At 64.3% G+C, this 15523-nt stretch carries 18 protein-coding genes; 7 read left to right on the forward strand and 11 right to left on the reverse strand.

Translation table 11 applies throughout. The features are described 5' to 3' along the window. Nucleotides 1–3: 3 nt before the first annotated feature. The gene (recQ, locus tag K3759_RS16025; protein ID WP_259983297.1) at nucleotides 4–2049 is read right to left on the reverse strand and encodes a DNA helicase RecQ; all 2046 of its coding nucleotides are present in this window, start codon (nucleotides 2047–2049) and stop codon (nucleotides 4–6) included. Nucleotides 2050–2158: 109 nt separating this feature from the next. Further along, the gene (locus K3759_RS16030) at nucleotides 2159–2446 is read right to left on the reverse strand and encodes a YggT family protein (RefSeq protein ID WP_259983299.1); all 288 of its coding nucleotides are present in this window, start codon (nucleotides 2444–2446) and stop codon (nucleotides 2159–2161) included. 132 nt (nucleotides 2447–2578) lie between these two features. Between K3759_RS16030 and K3759_RS16035 the strand changes: the two genes are divergently transcribed. The 6 genes from K3759_RS16035 to arfB all read left to right on the forward strand — a co-directional run bounded on the left by K3759_RS16035 (nucleotide 2579) and on the right by arfB (nucleotide 7905). Further along, nucleotides 2579–3157 (forward strand): acyl-CoA thioesterase, encoded by a 579-nt coding sequence (locus K3759_RS16035; RefSeq protein WP_259983301.1) that lies wholly within the window; start codon nucleotides 2579–2581, stop codon nucleotides 3155–3157. A 104-nt stretch (nucleotides 3158–3261) separates the two neighbouring features. Next, nucleotides 3262–4635: an MFS transporter gene (locus tag K3759_RS16040; RefSeq protein ID WP_259983302.1), complete on the forward strand. Its 1374-nt coding sequence runs from the start codon at nucleotides 3262–3264 to the stop codon at nucleotides 4633–4635. Continuing rightward, a complete protein-coding gene (gene mepA / locus K3759_RS16045; RefSeq protein ID WP_259983304.1) occupies nucleotides 4632–5576 on the forward strand; it encodes a penicillin-insensitive murein endopeptidase in 945 nt (314 codons plus the stop codon). Before K3759_RS16040 ends, mepA begins: the two co-directional genes overlap by 4 nt. After that, nucleotides 5549–6463, forward strand: a complete 915-nt coding sequence (locus K3759_RS16050) for an esterase-like activity of phytase family protein (RefSeq protein WP_259983305.1) — start codon at nucleotides 5549–5551, stop codon at nucleotides 6461–6463. The genes mepA and K3759_RS16050 overlap by 28 nt, the downstream gene beginning before the upstream one ends. Nucleotides 6464–6526: 63 nt before the next feature. Then, nucleotides 6527–7147 carry a queuosine precursor transporter gene (locus K3759_RS16055; RefSeq protein WP_259983307.1) on the forward strand — a complete coding sequence of 207 codons (621 nt, stop codon included), beginning with the start codon at nucleotides 6527–6529 and terminating at the stop codon, nucleotides 7145–7147. A 335-nt stretch (nucleotides 7148–7482) separates the two neighbouring features. Beyond that, the gene (gene arfB / locus K3759_RS16060) at nucleotides 7483–7905 is read left to right on the forward strand and encodes an alternative ribosome rescue aminoacyl-tRNA hydrolase ArfB (RefSeq protein ID WP_120352031.1); all 423 of its coding nucleotides are present in this window, start codon (nucleotides 7483–7485) and stop codon (nucleotides 7903–7905) included. A 3-nt stretch (nucleotides 7906–7908) separates the two neighbouring features. On the opposite strand, the gene cobF is transcribed toward arfB, so the two are convergent. Genes cobF through K3759_RS16095 form a run of 7 tightly spaced genes read right to left on the reverse strand, consistent with a single transcriptional unit; the run spans nucleotide 7909 to nucleotide 13335 of the window. Then, entirely contained in the window at nucleotides 7909–8658 is a 750-nt protein-coding gene (gene cobF, locus K3759_RS16065; protein ID WP_259983309.1) for a precorrin-6A synthase (deacetylating), read from the reverse strand. Then, nucleotides 8655–8957 carry a DUF1636 domain-containing protein gene (locus tag K3759_RS16070; protein ID WP_259983311.1) on the reverse strand — a complete coding sequence of 101 codons (303 nt, stop codon included), beginning with the start codon at nucleotides 8955–8957 and terminating at the stop codon, nucleotides 8655–8657. Before K3759_RS16070 ends, cobF begins: the two co-directional genes overlap by 4 nt. After that, the gene (cobA, locus tag K3759_RS16075; RefSeq protein ID WP_259983314.1) at nucleotides 8954–9679 is read right to left on the reverse strand and encodes a uroporphyrinogen-III C-methyltransferase; all 726 of its coding nucleotides are present in this window, start codon (nucleotides 9677–9679) and stop codon (nucleotides 8954–8956) included. The genes K3759_RS16070 and cobA overlap by 4 nt, the downstream gene beginning before the upstream one ends. Then, nucleotides 9679–11001, reverse strand: a complete 1323-nt coding sequence (locus tag K3759_RS16080) for a cobyrinate a,c-diamide synthase (RefSeq protein ID WP_259983316.1) — start codon at nucleotides 10999–11001, stop codon at nucleotides 9679–9681. Before K3759_RS16080 ends, cobA begins: the two co-directional genes overlap by 1 nt. Beyond that, nucleotides 10998–11783, reverse strand: a complete 786-nt coding sequence (gene cobM / locus K3759_RS16085) for a precorrin-4 C(11)-methyltransferase (RefSeq protein WP_259983318.1) — start codon at nucleotides 11781–11783, stop codon at nucleotides 10998–11000. Before cobM ends, K3759_RS16080 begins: the two co-directional genes overlap by 4 nt. After that, entirely contained in the window at nucleotides 11780–12157 is a 378-nt protein-coding gene (locus K3759_RS16090) for a cobalamin biosynthesis protein (protein WP_067940166.1), read from the reverse strand. Before K3759_RS16090 ends, cobM begins: the two co-directional genes overlap by 4 nt. Continuing rightward, nucleotides 12154–13335, reverse strand: coding sequence for a bifunctional cobalt-precorrin-7 (C(5))-methyltransferase CbiE/decarboxylating cobalt-precorrin-6B (C(15))-methyltransferase CbiT (locus K3759_RS16095; protein ID WP_259985663.1), 1182 nt, complete (start codon nucleotides 13333–13335; stop codon nucleotides 12154–12156). Before K3759_RS16095 ends, K3759_RS16090 begins: the two co-directional genes overlap by 4 nt. Here K3759_RS16095 and K3759_RS16100 point away from each other — a divergent pair. Beyond that, entirely contained in the window at nucleotides 13334–14083 is a 750-nt protein-coding gene (locus K3759_RS16100; RefSeq protein ID WP_259985665.1) for a cobalt-precorrin-6A reductase, read from the forward strand. The genes K3759_RS16095 and K3759_RS16100 overlap by 2 nt on opposite strands. Here K3759_RS16100 and cobJ read toward each other — a convergent pair. Together cobJ and K3759_RS16110 are read right to left on the reverse strand one after the other, a co-directional pair. Beyond that, nucleotides 14059–14793, reverse strand: a complete 735-nt coding sequence (gene cobJ, locus K3759_RS16105) for a precorrin-3B C(17)-methyltransferase (RefSeq protein ID WP_259983320.1) — start codon at nucleotides 14791–14793, stop codon at nucleotides 14059–14061. The two genes, K3759_RS16100 and cobJ, sit on opposite strands and share 25 nt — an antisense overlap. Then, the gene (locus tag K3759_RS16110) at nucleotides 14790–15521 is read right to left on the reverse strand and encodes a precorrin-2 C(20)-methyltransferase (RefSeq protein WP_259985667.1); all 732 of its coding nucleotides are present in this window, start codon (nucleotides 15519–15521) and stop codon (nucleotides 14790–14792) included. The genes cobJ and K3759_RS16110 overlap by 4 nt, the downstream gene beginning before the upstream one ends. Nucleotides 15522–15523: the final 2 nt, after the last annotated feature.

Here is a 15523-nt window from a genome sequence, read left to right on the forward strand (position 1 = left end):
GATCTAGCCCGCGTCGCGCAGAACGTCCAGAAAGGCGGGGCCAAAGCGTTCGGCGCGTTTGTCGCCCAAGAGCCGTTCAATGGCAGAATGATCGGCGCTGCGCAGTTGCGCCACCTTTGCCAGCATCGCCGCCGAGCAGCTCAGCGGCTTTTCGGTCCCCTGCTCGCCGCGCGCCAGATCAGCCTGCACCTGCAACAACTGGTCATAGACATTGCCCGCCTCACGCCCCGCGAGTTTGCGCCGGGCCTTATGCATGGGACGCGCTTCGCCGTTGATCACCTCAAGAAAGGCCGCGCCGTAGTTCTCCAACTTCTTCGCGCCCACGCCGCCGATCCGGGCCATCGCGTCGAGGTCCTGCGGACGCGCCTCCGCCATCTCGATCAGGGTGCGGTCGGTGAAGATGATATAGGCCGGCACGCGGGCCGCCTCGGCCAAAGCGCGGCGCTTTGCCTTGAGCGCCGACAGCAAAGGCGCGTCTTCATCGCTGACCATCGCTTTGACGGCAGGTCGGCGATTGGCCCCCGCCGCCTTGATCGTGTCCCGCCGCAGGTTAATCGACGCCTCGCCCCGCAGGATCGGCAGGGCGGCATCGGTCATGCGCAGGGCCCCGTGGCGTTCAGCATCGGGGCGGACAAGGTCATGGCCCATCATCTGCCGGAACACCGCCTGCCATTCATTGCGGCTGTATTCGCCGCCGACACCGTAGGTCGGCAGCGACTGATGCCCACGCTGGCGGACCTTATCGGTCTCATTGCCCAGAAGGATGTCAATCAAATGCCCCGCGCCGAACCATTCGTCCGTCCGCAGCATGGCCGAGAGCGCCTTGCGCACCGCCGTGGTGCCATCGAACACCTCCGCCGGGGTATCGCAGAGGTCGCAACGGCCACAGGAGATCTCCGTCTCATCGAAATAGCCCAAGAGTGTCTTGCGGCGGCATTCCAGCGCTTCGGCCAGCCCCAGCAGAGCGTTCAACCGCCCGTGATCTGCCGCGCGGCGCTCGGGCGGGGCAAGCCCCTCGTCAATCTGACTGCGACGCAGGCGGATGTCGTCGGGGCCAAAGAGGGTCAGCGTCTCGGCCGGGGCACCATCGCGCCCGGCGCGACCGATCTCCTGATAGTAAGCCTCAATCGACTTGGGCAGATCCGCATGGGCGACCCAACGGATGTCGGGCTTGTCGATCCCCATGCCAAAGGCCACCGTGGCGCAGACGATCAGCCCGTCTTCCTGCTGAAAGCGCCGCTCAGCGATGCGGCGGTCTTCGGCCTCCATCCCGCCGTGGTAATGCAGCGCCGTTTGCCCCTGATCGCGCAGCGCCTTGGCCAGCCCTTCGGTCTTGGCTCGCGTGCCGCAATAGACGATGCCCGACTGCCCCTTGCGGGCGGCGGCGAAGTTCAGGATCTGATCGCGTGGTTTGTTTTTAGCGGCAAAGGCGAGGTGGATGTTGGGCCGGTCAAACCCGCGCAGGAAGGCGCGCGGGGGCGTGCCGTCGAACAGTTTCTCAACGATCTCCACCTGCGTTTCGGCGTCCGCCGTGGCGGTGAAAGCTGCCAGCGGCACGTTCAGCGTGCGGCGCAATTCACCGATGCGCAGGTAATCGGGGCGGAAGTCATGGCCCCATTGGCTGACGCAATGCGCCTCGTCCACGGCGATGAGATTGACGCCAACGCGCCGCAACATGCCCATGGCAGAGCCTGCGGCGAGCCGTTCCGGTGCCATATAGAGAAGTTTGAGGGTGCCCGCTTCCAGCGCTTCCCAAACCGCATCTGTCTCTTCCGGCGTGTTGCCGGAGGTCAGCGCACCCGCCGCGACGCCTGCTTCTTGCAAGCTGCGGACCTGATCGCGCATCAGGGCGATGAGCGGGCTGATGACCACAGTCACCCCCTCGCGCATTAGGGCAGGCAGTTGGAAACACAAGGATTTGCCGCCGCCCGTGGGCATGATGGCGAGCACGTTCTCGCCCTCGGTCACCGCCTCAACAATCTCTTGCTGGCCGGGGCGATACCCGTCGAAACCGAATACATCACGAAGAAGCGTGGCAGCGCCTGTCATGGAAAACCTGTAAGATTGTCTGCTCTTTTTATGCAGACTCCCACACTAACAAAGCGTGAACAAGGCCAGATAAGCGCGACATCGGCGCGCGGGCGGGCCGGGGCACAGGTCAGTAGAAGGCCGCTGCGTTGTTGGTCAGCACGATCCGCGCAACGGCCACCGCGATCAGCACGATCAGTGGTGCCAGATCAAGCCCACCCATTTGGGGAACAACGCTGCGGACCCGGCTATAGACCGGCTCAAGAATGCGGTTCAGCCCATCCCAAATCTGCGCCACCAAGGGCTGGCGCAGGTTCAGCACCTGAAAGTTGATCAACCAAGACATGATGACATGGGCGATGACGATGAACCAAACGATGTTCAAAAGCAGCATCAAGATTTGGAACAGCGACGTCATGGAATATCCCCTTGGTTAGACGAAAGACAGTTAAGCGCCCCGCCCTCAAAGGGCAAGAGTGCCGCGACGTATATGCTTGACCGCGCGGGCCTTCCGCCGCAGGTCCGCGTCACTATCAAAAAGGAAAGTCTCATGTTCCCGATCATCCGCATGGCCAAAGACGTCATCGTCGCCGCGCGGCAGGCGCCTCTGGAAAACCTGACCGACACCCATGTCAGCCACCACATCTGCTGGCCACATGATCTGGACATCTGGATGGAGTTGAACAACGGGCGGGCGCTGTCGCTTTATGATCTGGGCCGTACCGCCATGGCGCAGCGTGCCGGGCTGATCACGCTGCTGCGGCAGAACAAATGGGCGATTACAATCGCTGGCTCCAGTACGAGGTTCCGCCGCCGTATTCGCATGTTCGAGCGCTTCGAGATGCGCAGCCGGACGCTGTGCTGGGATGACAAGTTCATCTATCTTGAGCAATCCATGTGGAAGAAGAACGGCGAATGCGCGAGCCATGTGCTGTATCGCTCTGCCGTGACGGATAAAAACGGGCTGATCCCGCCGGAGAAGGTGCTGGGCGCTATGGGGCGGCAACAACCTTCGCCAGAGGTGCCCGGCTGGGTGGCCGAATGGATCCGCGCCGATGCGCACCGGCCTTGGCCGCCGATGCAAAACGCTGCCCCCCTGCCCGAAGCAGCACAGCACCTCTCCGCCTGACATGACCGCAGAATGACGCTTCGACCCCCGCCACGACTGGCGCTTGCGCCTTGCCCCGCGCCCTGCTCTAACTCGACAAAAGGCAGGCCGCGAAAGGGCGCAACATGGCACAGACAGGCAGGCGCAAGCGCATCTGGGGATGGTACTTTTTCGACTGGGCAAGCCAGCCTTACAACACCCTGCTGCTGACCTTCATCTTCGGTCCCTATTTCGCCCAGACCGCGACCAATGCACTGGTCGATGGCGGGATGGAGCTCGGCGCCGCGAAAGCCCAAGCTCAGGCCTATTGGGGCTATGGTCTGGCGCTGGCCGGGATCGCGATTGCTATACTGGCTCCAATCCTTGGTGCGGTGGCGGATTCCTCCGGGCGGCGGATGCCGTGGATCTGGCTGTTCTCGGCCATGTATGTGATCGGCGCGGGTGCGCTGTGGTGGACCGCCCCGGCGGATTTCTCAATGCTTTGGGCGCTGTTTTTCTTTGGCATTGGCTTGGTCGGGATGGAGTTTGCCACGATTTTTACCAACGCCTACCTGCCGGAACTGCACCCAGACGCCGATGAGCGCGGGCGCATTTCGGGCGATGGCTGGGCCTTTGGCTATGCTGGCGGTGTGCTGGCGCTGATCGCGATGATTGCTCTGTTCCAAAGCGGCGCGAATGGGCGCACGATGGCGGGGCTATCTCCGCTCTTCGGGCTGGATACGGCGACGAAGGCTGACACCCGTATTGTCGGGCCGCTTACCGCGATCTGGTACGCGGTCTTTATGATCCCCTTCTTTCTCTATGTGCGCGACACGCCGAAGCCCGATGCCCAACGCTACCGTGTGGGCGCGGGATTGTCGGATCTGGCGCGCACATTACGGGGGCTGCCGAAACACCCTTCGTTACTGGCCTATCTTGGCTCCTCCATGTTCTACCGCGATGCGTTGAACGGGATGTACACCTTCGGCGGGGTCTATGCGCTTGGCGTGCTGGATTGGTCGATTCAAGAGATTGGCATCTTCGGCATCCTTGCCGCCATTTCCGGTGCGGTGTTCTGCGTGCTGGGCGGGCGGATCGACCGGCGCATCGGCCCGATGCCGGTGATCGTGGCCTGCTGCATCATCCTTGTGGCGACTGCCTGTTTGATCATCTCGCTGGGGCCGAATTCTATCATGGGCGTTTCTTTGCCTGAGGGGTCTGCCCTGCCCGATATCCTATTCTATGTCGCTGGTGCCTCCATCGGGGCGGCGGGCGGTGCGCTGCAGGCGTCTTCGCGTAACATGCTGACACGGCAAGGAAACCCAGAGCGGATGACCGAGGCCTTCGGCCTCTATGCGCTTTCGGGCAAGGCCACTTCCTTCCTGGCTCCGGCGCTGATTGCCCTGACCAGTGACCTCACCGGCAGCCAGCGGCTTGGCATCACCCCTGTCGTGGGGCTTTTCATCGTCGGTTTGATCCTGTTAGCGTGGGTCAAACCCAAGGGAGATTTCGCCACATGACGCTGCTTCGCACCCTCACCTCCGTGGCGCTGGCCTTTGCGCTGGCCTCATGCGGGGGCGGCCGGACCGAAACCGACATCAGCGGCGAGAAAGTCGCCCTGCCGACCATCGGCTCTTCAGGCGGCGCACTCAGCACTGTCGCGGCCAAGCAGCTTTTCGGGGCCAAGAGCTTTGCCTCCACGCAATCCTCGGCCGCCTTCGGCAGCTACTCTAAAGGCTGCCTCGCCGGAGCCGAGCAATTGCCCGAGACGGGTCCGACATGGCAGGCCATGCGCCTGTCGCGTAACCGCAACTGGGCCCATCCTGAGATGGTCGATATGGTCAAGAAACTCAGCCGCAAGGCCGCGCAGCAGCCGGGTTGGGAAGGCATCTATGTGGGCGATATGAGCCAGCCGCGCGGGGGGCCGATGCTGACCGGTCACGCCAGCCATCAGATCGGCTTGGACGCCGATATCTGGATGCTGCCGCCGAAGTCGCTGAACCTCAGCCGGGCGCAACGCGAGAATATCTCGTCCATCTCCATGCGCCGCTCCAGCGGGGCCTATGTGAATTCCTCTTGGACCCCTGCGCATCACGAAGTGATCAAGGCCGCAGCCCAAGACCCCCGTACCGCCCGCATTTTTGTTTTCCCCGGTGCCAAGGTGCAAATGTGCGCCGATGAAAAAGGCGACCGCAGTTATCTGCGCAAAATCCGTCCTTGGTACGGGCATCACTATCATTTCCACGTGCGCATCAACTGCCCCAAAGGCGCGCGCGGCTGCGTAGATCAGGCGCCACCCCCACCCGGTGACGGCTGCGCCGATGCGCGCCAGTGGCAGGCTAATATCCTGAACCCGCCAAAGCCCGATCCGAACGCGCGCAAAACGACACCCAAGCCCAAGCGTGACATCTTGCTTGCGGACCTGCCTGCCCAATGCAACGCCGTTTTGAACGCAAACTGATCCGCGCTTGCCTCCCGTTCTTCCTGCTGATTGCCTGCGTGGCCCCCGCCGCGCAGACAGAGCCGGTGGTGCAGGTGGACAGCGTGCTGACATGGAGCCACCCGGCCCCGTGGTTCGGTGGCTTTTCCGGCGTCGAGGTCAATGCTGATGGCACCCGCCTAATAGCCGTGTCGGATCGCGGTCGCGTCGTGCAAGCGCGGATGGTTCGGGAAGAGGGCCGTTTGGTCTCTCTTGAACTTGAGAAGAACGCTCCGCTCAAGGGGCCCAAGGGCAAAGCCCTTTCGGGCAAGGCGCATGATGCGGAATCACTTGCGCGGGACAACACCGGCCAGCTCTACGTCTCGTTTGAGCATAACCACCGCGTTGCCCGGCTGGACTCCGAAAACGGGGTCACCACTCCCCTGCCCAAACACCAAGACTTTGCGGGGTTCGAGCCGAACGCGGGAATGGAAACATTGGCCGCCCACCCCGATGGGCGGCTATTTACCACACCCGAAAGCGGCGGCCCCGCATCTGGCCCCTTCCCGCTCTATGCCTTTGACGGCAATAGTTGGGCAATCACCGCAGAGATCCCGCGCCGGGGGCCGTTCCTGCCGGTGGATGCCGATTTTGCCGAGGACGGCACGCTTTATCTATTGGAGCGGACGATCACCCCGCTGGGCTTTCGCAGCCGTATCCGCAGCTTCGACCTCACCGCGCCTGCGCTTGGCGAAGAGACGCTGCTGACCTCCGGCCCCGGTCAATATGACAACCTCGAAGCGCTCAGCACATGGCAGGACGCGGCGGGGCAAACCCGGCTGACACTACTGTCGGACGACAACTTCTTCGTCATGCAGCGCAATGAGGTGGTAGAGCTGATCCTTGCCAAACCCGGTCCTGGGGACTAAAGCCGTCCCGTCTGCGATCCCCGCAGGCCAAGTCGCCGCACCCTTGCACAAAACGGTTCATATATGACACGCACCTATCTCCCCGGCATCCTTGCCATGGCTGCCATCGTCGTGGCCTCGAATATCCTTGTTCAGTTCCTCTTTGGCCAATGGCTGACCTGGGGCGCTTTCACCTATCCGCTGGCGTTTCTCGTCACCGATGTGATGAACCGCCTTTACGGGGCCTCCGCCGCCCGCCGGGTCGTGCTGGTGGGTTTTGTCGTCGGCTTGATCTGCTCGCTGATTGGCACCCAGATCATGGGTGAATTTGGCCCGCTGGTAACCGTTCGCATTGCCGTCGCCTCAGGCACGGCCTTCCTGGTCGCGCAACTGCTTGACGTGACGATCTTCAACCGCTTCCGCGACGGCGCATGGTGGCGCGCGCCTTTGGTTAGCACACTGATCAGCAGCGCGATTGATACGGCGCTGTTCTTCTCCATCGCGTTCTCGGCCAGCCTGTCGTTCATCCATACGGCCACCGATGTGGCATGGGCGGGCGAAGTGCTGCCCCTGCTAGGAGCCGGCCCCCTCGCGCCGCTCTGGGTCTCGCTTGCCGTGGCGGATTGGTCGGTGAAACTGGCCATCGCACTCGTTGCGCTGATCCCTTTCCGGCTGCTCACTGCCCGGCTGGCGACCCGCCCCTGACACCAACGCAAGGGGACAGCCTCCCCCTTGCCGCCTCACCTTCAAACAAAGCGCTTTGTGAATTTGAAATCCTGTGCAACGCTCAGGGTGAGTTCAACAAATGAAAAGGAGGTGATCCAGTGTCAAGAAAGGTATTGGAGCGAGGTGTCGGAACAGCCAGTGAGGTTTCGCGCTAGGGCAGCCCCTAGCACTGCAACCACCTGGTGGACATCGGTCTAACCGAGATCCCCCTCCTGAAACCATTCGATTGGGCCGTTCCGCAAGGGGCGGCCCATTTCGCATTCCCCCTTCACCCTTAAGGCGCAGACTGGCATGTTGCGGGTTAAGGAGAGCATATGCTGCACATTAACGATAACATCGCTATCCAAGACTGGGAGTTGACCGAGAGCTTCATGCGCGCCTCCGGCCCCGGTGGGCAGAATGTGAACAAGGTCTCCTCGGCGGTGGAATTGCGGTTCGAGGCCGCCACCTCGCCATCGCTGCCGCAGCCGGTCAAGAACCGCCTGCGCCGTCTGGCCGGGCGGCGCTGGACCACCGAAGGCGCGCTGGTATTGCAATGTGATGAAACCCGCAGTCAGGCGCGCAACCGCGAGTTGGTGCGCGAGCGGCTGGCCGAGCTGATCCGCACCGCCCTGACCCCGCCAAAACGCCGCATCGCGACCCGCCCGACGCTGGGATCGAAGAAACGCCGTCTTAAGGCCAAGAAGGTACGCGGCGAGGTCAAGGCGATGCGCGGCAAGGTTGATCCGAATACCTGAGCCTTAATTCCGGCGCAGCAGATAGATGTCCATGATCCAGCCATGCGCCGCCCGCGCCGCTGCGCGTGTGGCGATAATGTCTTCGGTGACGTCAGCCAGCGGGCCATGACGGATGATCTCTTCGGCCATGCCGACATAGGCGCCCCACCAGATCGACACGCCCGCAGGGTCCAGCGTCTGAAAAGCGCAATCCCCATCAAGCATGATCACCAACGTATCGACCCCCTCGGGCCAGCCGTGGTCGCGCAGCTGCCGCCCGGTGGTCACCAAGAAGGGCGCACCGATTTCATTCAGCGGGATCGCATGCGACGCTGTCAGCCCTTGCAGCGAGGTGATGCCGGGGATCACCGTCATACGGGGTGCAGGCTTTAGCCGCGCGGCAATCCGCAGGGTGCTGTCATAGAGCGACGGATCCCCCCAAACCAGCAGCGCCACCCGCCGCGCCGTTGGGTGCTGTGCCATTGCCGCGCGCCATGCATCTGCAATCGCGTCATGCCAATGGTCGACGCGGGCGCGGTAATCTTCGATCGCGGGGTCGCGCACGGGCAGATCGAAGCCGACGATCTGCACTGCTTCATTGGTCAGCAGCTCGTCGCAGATGCTGCGCCGCAGACCCGCCAGATCATCCTTGCCCGCGCCCTTTTGCGGGATCAAGATCAGGTCTTGCGCGTTCATCGCCCGGATCGCCTGTAGCGTCAGATGCTCAGGGTTGCCGGTGCCGATGCCGATCAATGTCAGTTCCAGATCAGTCATCCCGGTATCCTCGCGATTGCCTTCAAACGCAGCCCGCCCAGCACCCGCGCATCGGGGAATTTCCCATCAACAGAGGCGGCATAGAGCGTCACGAAACGGCGCAGGTCATCCATGTCCGCTTCGGTGATCTCGCCAAACAGATAGGCCACCTTGCCCGGCGCGCGAAAGGCAACCGTCTGCGCCCGGGAGCAACCTGACATACAGTCGATGCCCTCGACCTCCACATCAGACAATCCGGCGCGGACCACATCCAGAAAGCCGCCATCGGCGGTGCAGGAGGTGCAGACGAAAGCCTTCACGCCTCAAACTCTGCCAACGGCCCGTAGAAGATCAACGCGGGCGTGGTGCTGCTGGCACTCTCCAGATGGCGCGCCAAGGTCTCAATGGTGAACCGCTGCACCTTTTCCGCCGGGGTCGAAACAGCCTCCGCCAAAAGCGCGGGCGTGGTGCCGGGCAGCCCGTGCTCAATCAATCGCGCAGCGAGGCCCGCAAAGGTACGTTTGCCCATATAGACAACCGTGGTCGCCATCGGATCGGCCAGAGCGGCCATGTTTACGTCGCTCGGCAGCTCACCCGTCACATCTGCGCCGGTGATAAACTGGACCCGCCGCGCGGTCATACGTCGGGTCAGCGGGATACCTGCCGTCGCGGCGGCGGCAGAGGCAGCGGTGACACCCGGTACGATCTCGAAAGGAATATCCGCTGCCCGCAGCGCGATAATTTCTTCTTCCAGCCGCCCAAACATGCCGCTGTCGCCGGACTTCAACCGTACAACGTTCAACCCGGCCTGAGCATGATCGACCAAGACCCGGCTCACATGGTCTTGCTTGGGCGAAGCACGTCCGGCCCGTTTGCCGACGCCGATCAAGTCCGCATCGGGCCGCGCATGTTCCAAAATCGGGCCCGCGCTCAGGTCATCAAACAACACCACATCAGCCGCCTGCAACCGCGACACCGCTTTGACGGTCAGCAGTTCCGGATCGCCGGGACCGGAGGAGACAAAGGAAACAAAGCCCCCCATCACAGCGCCGCAATCATGTGAAAGAAGGTCCCCGTGGCGCGTCCGCCGCCCGCGAACTCGCGTACCGAGCCGGTTTCGGGCACCTCAAGGTCGTTGGCGTCGGTAATGCGGGCCAGCGGGGCGTCGGGCTCGGCAAGGATCGTGGCATAGTGGAACTCATGGCCGCGCAATTCGGCCCGCGCGGAATGGCCGGGGATCGGCGCGTTAAGATCGGCCTGACGGTAGCCCAGATGCATCTTGCGCTTGGCGAAGGACGTCTCCAGCCCCAGAAGCCCCGCCATCTCATGCCGCGTGCCTTCTTTGTCGATGATGCCTGCGCCCATCGCCATATAGCCCCCGCATTCGCCGTGCACGGGGCGCGTCTCGGCGAAGTCGCGCAGCCCTTTGCGGAAATGCGCAGCGGCGGCGAGTTTGCCGGCGTGGAGTTCAGGATAGCCGCCGGGTAGCCAGCAGCAGTCGGCGCTGTCGTCCGGTGCCTGATCCGCCAGCGGAGAAAAGGGCAGAATCTCCGCCCCCGCCGCGCGCCATCCGGCCAGCAAATGCGGATAGACAAAGGCAAAGGCGTTGTCCTGCGCCAGCGCGATGCGCTGTCCGGGCGGGGTGATCTGTGCGGGCGCGGGCGGGTTCTGCAAGGTGCCCCGCGCGGCGGCCCGAAGCGCCGGGATATCGACATGGGCCGCGACGAAGGCTGCCGCCTGCCCCAACAGATCGGGCAGGTTTTCCTGCTCTCCCGCCTGCACCAGCCCGAGGTGACGCTCGGGCATTTCAATCTCGACGCGGCGCGGCAGAGCACCGAAAACCTTGATGCCCACAGCCTCCATGCCAGCGTGGACCAAGGTCTCATGCCGGGGGGAGGCGACGCGGTTCAGGACCACGCCTGCCAATTCTACATCGGGCCGCATCTCGCGAAAGCCAAGCGCCGTCGCCGCCACCGACTGCGCCGCACCCGACACGTCGAGCACCAGCACTACCGGCCAGCCCATCAGCGCCGCAACATCGGCGCTGGCGCCATTGCCACAGGCGCCGGGCTTGGCCACACCGTCAAACAGCCCCATCGATCCTTCGCCGAGGATCAATTCAGCGCCATCGGCATTGCCCACAAGCCCTTCGATCCGCGCGCGGTCCATCGACCAACTGTCGAGGTTGAAAGACGCCCGACCCGAGGCCGCCGCGTGAAAGGCCGGGTCGATGTAATCGGGGCCGCTTTTGAACGGTTGCACCGCGACACCTTCGGCACGCAGCGCGGCCAGCAGGCCGAGCATCAAGGTCGTCTTACCGGTGCCGGAAGCGGGGGCAGAGATCAGCAGGCCGGGGGGGATCATGAAGAGGTCTCCGGAAAGCGCGGCTCAGCCCCGACGGGGCGGAAACGACGGTCATAATCAGCGGCGTAAAGGCGGCTTTCGCCGAAATCCTCAGCGCCGAGGGCATGGCCCACGAGGATCAGCGCCGTGCGGGCCATTTCTTCGCCGACCTCGGTGCGCAGGGTTGAAAGCGTCGCTTTGACGATGCGCTGATCGGGCCAGCTTGCGCGCCAGACCACGGCGACAGGGCAATCGGCACCGTAATGCGGGGTCAGTTCTTCGACGACTTTATCGAGCACATGCACCGACAGGTGGATAGCCAGCGTTGCCCCCGTGCGGGCGAAATTGGCCAGCGTCTCGCCCTCGGGCATCGCCGTGGCGCGGCCCGAGGTGCGGGTCAGGATCACCGATTGCGCCACGCCCGGCAGGGTCAGTTCGGCGCCGAGCTCGGCAGCGGCAGCGGCAAAGGACGGCACCCCCGGCGTCACGTCATAGGCGATGCCCATCTCGCGCAGGCGGCGCAGCTGTTCGCCCATCGCGGACCAGACCGACAGATCACCGGAATGCAATCGCGCCACGTCATGCCCTGCGGCATCGGCGGCGGCGATCTCTTCCATGATATCGTCCAGCGACAGCCGCGCGGTGTTGACGATCCGCGCGCCTTCGGGGCAGTGGCTCAGCAGCGCTTCGGGCACCAGCGATCCGGCATAGAGGCAGACCGGGCAGGCCGCGATCAGGTCGCGCCCGCGCAGGGTGATAAGATCCGCCGCCCCCGGCCCCGCTCCGATAAAATGTACAGTCACGGTGTTTTTCCTTTCGTCTCGGCAATCGCCGCTGTGGCCATGGCATCGCCTGAAACGACGCGCTCGGCAACCAATACGGCTCCCGGTCCGGCGGCGGCCAATGCGGCGGCTTCCGAGAGTGACCCGGTGCCGAAGCGGTCTTCGATCCGGGCCGATTGCGTGGGGGTTATCATGCGGCCCAAATCCTCGGTGGTGATGCCCAGCCCCGGCACGCCCAACTCTTGGGCAAAGTCACGAAACACGGTCGCACGGGCCTTTGCCGCCTCGGTCACCAGCGCGTCGATCTTGAGGCCCTCGGGGTTTGCCCGTGCCAGCGCATCGCGCAGCGAGGCGACGCTTGCCGCGCCCCGAAATCCGATCCCGGCCATCCTCATAGTGTTACGCTCCATTGTACCACGGGCCGCAGCGGCTGCCAGCCGCGCATTGTGCCAAGCGGGGCGGCCTGCGCCAGTTCGATCCGCAAGAGACTGCCCCCATGCGCCGCGTGAAGCTGCGTTAAGAGCGCTTCGGTTTCGAGTGTCACCCCATTAGCGACCAGCCGCGTGCCCGCTGGTAGCGCAGGCAGCAGGGCATCGTAAAGCGCCGCGTTCCCGCCGCCGCCGACAAAGACAACGCCCGGCAGAGGGTGCCCCGCCCAGACCTCTGGCGCGCGGCCATAGATGGCCTGCATACGCGCATTCAAGCCGAACTCCGCGATGTTACGGGTGATATTCTCCACCCTTGCCGCGTGCTGCTCAAAGGCGATGGCGTGGCCACCGGCGAGGCAGAACTCAACCGAGACCGAGCCGCTGCCCGCGCCGATGTCCCACAGCAACTCGCCACGCCGGGGGGCGAGCGCCGAAAGCGTCAGCGCCCTTACCGGCGCTTTGGTGATCTGCCCGTCGCTGGCAAAGCTGTCATCCGGCAAACCAGGCGCGCGCGGCAGGCCGATGCCGTCGGGCAGGTCCACCCCAACGGCCACCGGTGCTTGCACATCCGTCAGATCAAACCCGTCAGCCTGCACCGCCCGCAGCCGCGCATCGGGGCCGCCCAGCCGTTCGGCCACATGCAACATCGCCGTGCCCGCGCCCTGTTCGCAGAGGAACTGCGCCAATGCTGCGGGCGCATCCCCATCACGCAGCAGGCAAATCATCCGCCCCTTGGGACGCATCGCACCGCGCAACTGCGCCAGCGCTGCGGCGTGGAGCCCGTGGCAGGTGACCTCCTCCAGCCGCCAGCCAAGCGCATTGGCCACTAGCGAGAATGTCGAAGGCGCGGGCAGGCTGCGCCATTCGCTGGGGTCCAGCGCACCGACGATGCTGCCGCCTGCGCCAAACCAAAAGGGATCGCCTGAGACAAGCATCGCAACGCGCCGGCCCCGCTCGGCCAGCACCGGCTCGACCGAGAAAGGCACCGGCCAAGCCCGCCCGCGCGCGCCTGCGCCTGCCCGCTCCAGATGACGCGGCCCGCCAAAGATCACCTCGGCCTCTGCCAGTGCCGCGCGACTTGCCGGGGGCAAGGCATCCGCGCTATCGTCGGGCATTCCGATGATGCTGAGCCAAGGATCACCCATCATGCGCGTCCTTCTTTTGGGTGGCACCACCGAAGCCAGCGCCTTGGCCCGCGCCTTGGCCAAAGCCGGGATCGACGCGGTGTTTTCCTATGCCGGACGCACCGACAGCCCGGTGGCCCAGCCCCTGCCCACCCGTGTCGGCGGTTTTGGAGGCGTTGCGGGGCTGGTGGCCTATCTCGAAGCCGAGGCGATCACCCATGTCGTCGACGCCACCCATCCCTTTGCCGCGGGGATGAGCAACAATGCCTTCGTCGCCTGCGCTCGACAGGACCTGCCGCTGGTACGGTTCGAGCGTCCCGCGTGGGAGCCGCAGGAGGGGGACAACTGGACCTTCGTGCCTGACATCACCGATCTGCCCGCCGCCCTGCCCGACAGCCCGGCGCGGGTGTTTCTGGCCATCGGCAAGCAGCAACTGGCGCTCTTCGTCGCGAAACCGCAACATCGCTACCTCCTGCGCCTCGTCGATCCGCCACGCGATCCGCTGCCGCTGCCACGGGCGACGGTCGTGCTGGCGCGGGGTCCGTTCGACGTGGCGGGCGATACCGCGCTGATGCGCACCCATGCGATCACTCATGTGGTCGCCAAAAACGCCGGAGGCTCCGGCGCGCGGGCCAAGCTGGATGCAGCCCGCGCGCTCGGCCTGCCGGTGCTTTTGGCCGACCGGCCCGTTCTGCCGGGCGAGGTGGCCGCCAATGATGTGACCGAAGTGATGCATTGGCTACATCATACCGCGCTGCGCGGCGTATAGACATAGCGTCCGACCCGGCGCGTTCCGGAATTGCCGACGATCACCACGGTGCGCATATCGGCCATCTCGGGCGTGGCCTCGCCCAGCGTGACGGTATTGAACGCCTCTTCGGGTGTGGTCACGGCGCGGGCGAAGGTGATCAGCCGATCCGGCCCGCATTCGGCGCGCAGAATCTCCAGCGCTTCGGCGAATTGATGCGGGCGCGACTTGCTGCGCGGGTTGTAGAAGGCCATGGCGAAATCCGCCCGCGCGGCCATGCGCAGACGGTGCTCGACCATCGTCCAGGGCTTGAGATTATCGCTGAGGTTGATCGCACAGAAATCATGACCCAAAGGCGCACCAAGCCGCGCTGCTGCCGCCAGCATCGCTGTGATACCGGGCAGCACGCGGATGTCGACGCTCTCATACGCCGGGTCACGCTCCACCGCCTCGAACACCGCCGAGGCCATGGCAAAGACGCCCGGATCACCCGAAGACACCACCACCACCCGCGCGCCGGCCTGAGCCAATTGCAGCGCGTGTTCCGCCCGGTCCAACTCCACGCGGTTGTCCGTGGGATGCAGCGTCAGTCCTTCGCGCGGGGCGACGCGGGCAACATAAGGGATATAGCCGATGACATCGGTGGCCTGCGCCAGCGCCTCGGTTACCTCAGGCGTGACCAGTGCCGCGTCACCGGGGCCAAGGCCCGCGATATAAAGAGTGCCGCTCATGTGTCTGCCTCCGGTCTGCGGCCCTGACCGTGGACCAAGACGATCGCGAAATAGGGGCAATCGTCATCGGCCACCTCGGAGAGTTTCGCCACCCGCTGATCGGGCATGGTGCCACGCTCCACCAGCCATGCATCTTCCAGTTTGCCCGCCGCCGCCAGCGCCCGGCGCACGGTTGGCAGGTTGCGGCCCGTCTTCATCACCACCAGCGCATCGGCGCGTTTCATATGCTCAGTCAATTCGGCCTCAGGCAAAGTGCCCATCAGCACGGTCATCACGTCATCGCCCCAAGTGAAGGGGGTATCCAGGGCGTTCCAGCAGCCCACCATGCCGGGGATCGCGGGCAGCACCTCAACCTCGGCGCGGCCCTGAAGCCGCGTGTGCAGATGCATGAAGGAGCCGTAGAAGAAGGGATCGCCCTCACACAGCACGACCACTTCGTGATCTTGCGCCAGCGTTTCCAAACGGTCGGCCCATTCCTCGTAAAAAGCGACCATCTGGGCGCGATACTCAGGCGAATCAAACCGCAATTCTGTAGTGACGGGATATTCCATCGCATATTCCACGATATCGTCGCGAAGCATCCCCTCGACGATCCGGCGCGCCTGCCCCGCACGGCCCTTCTTGCGGAAATACGCCAGATGCCGCGCGCCGCGAATGGCACGGTCAGATTTCACGCTCATCAGTTCCGGGTCGCCGGGGCCGAGGCCCGCGCAGATAACCTTGCCCATCT

The organism is Sulfitobacter sp. W027 (genome assembly GCF_025143985.1).
GTDB lineage: Bacteria > Pseudomonadota > Alphaproteobacteria > Rhodobacterales > Rhodobacteraceae > Sulfitobacter.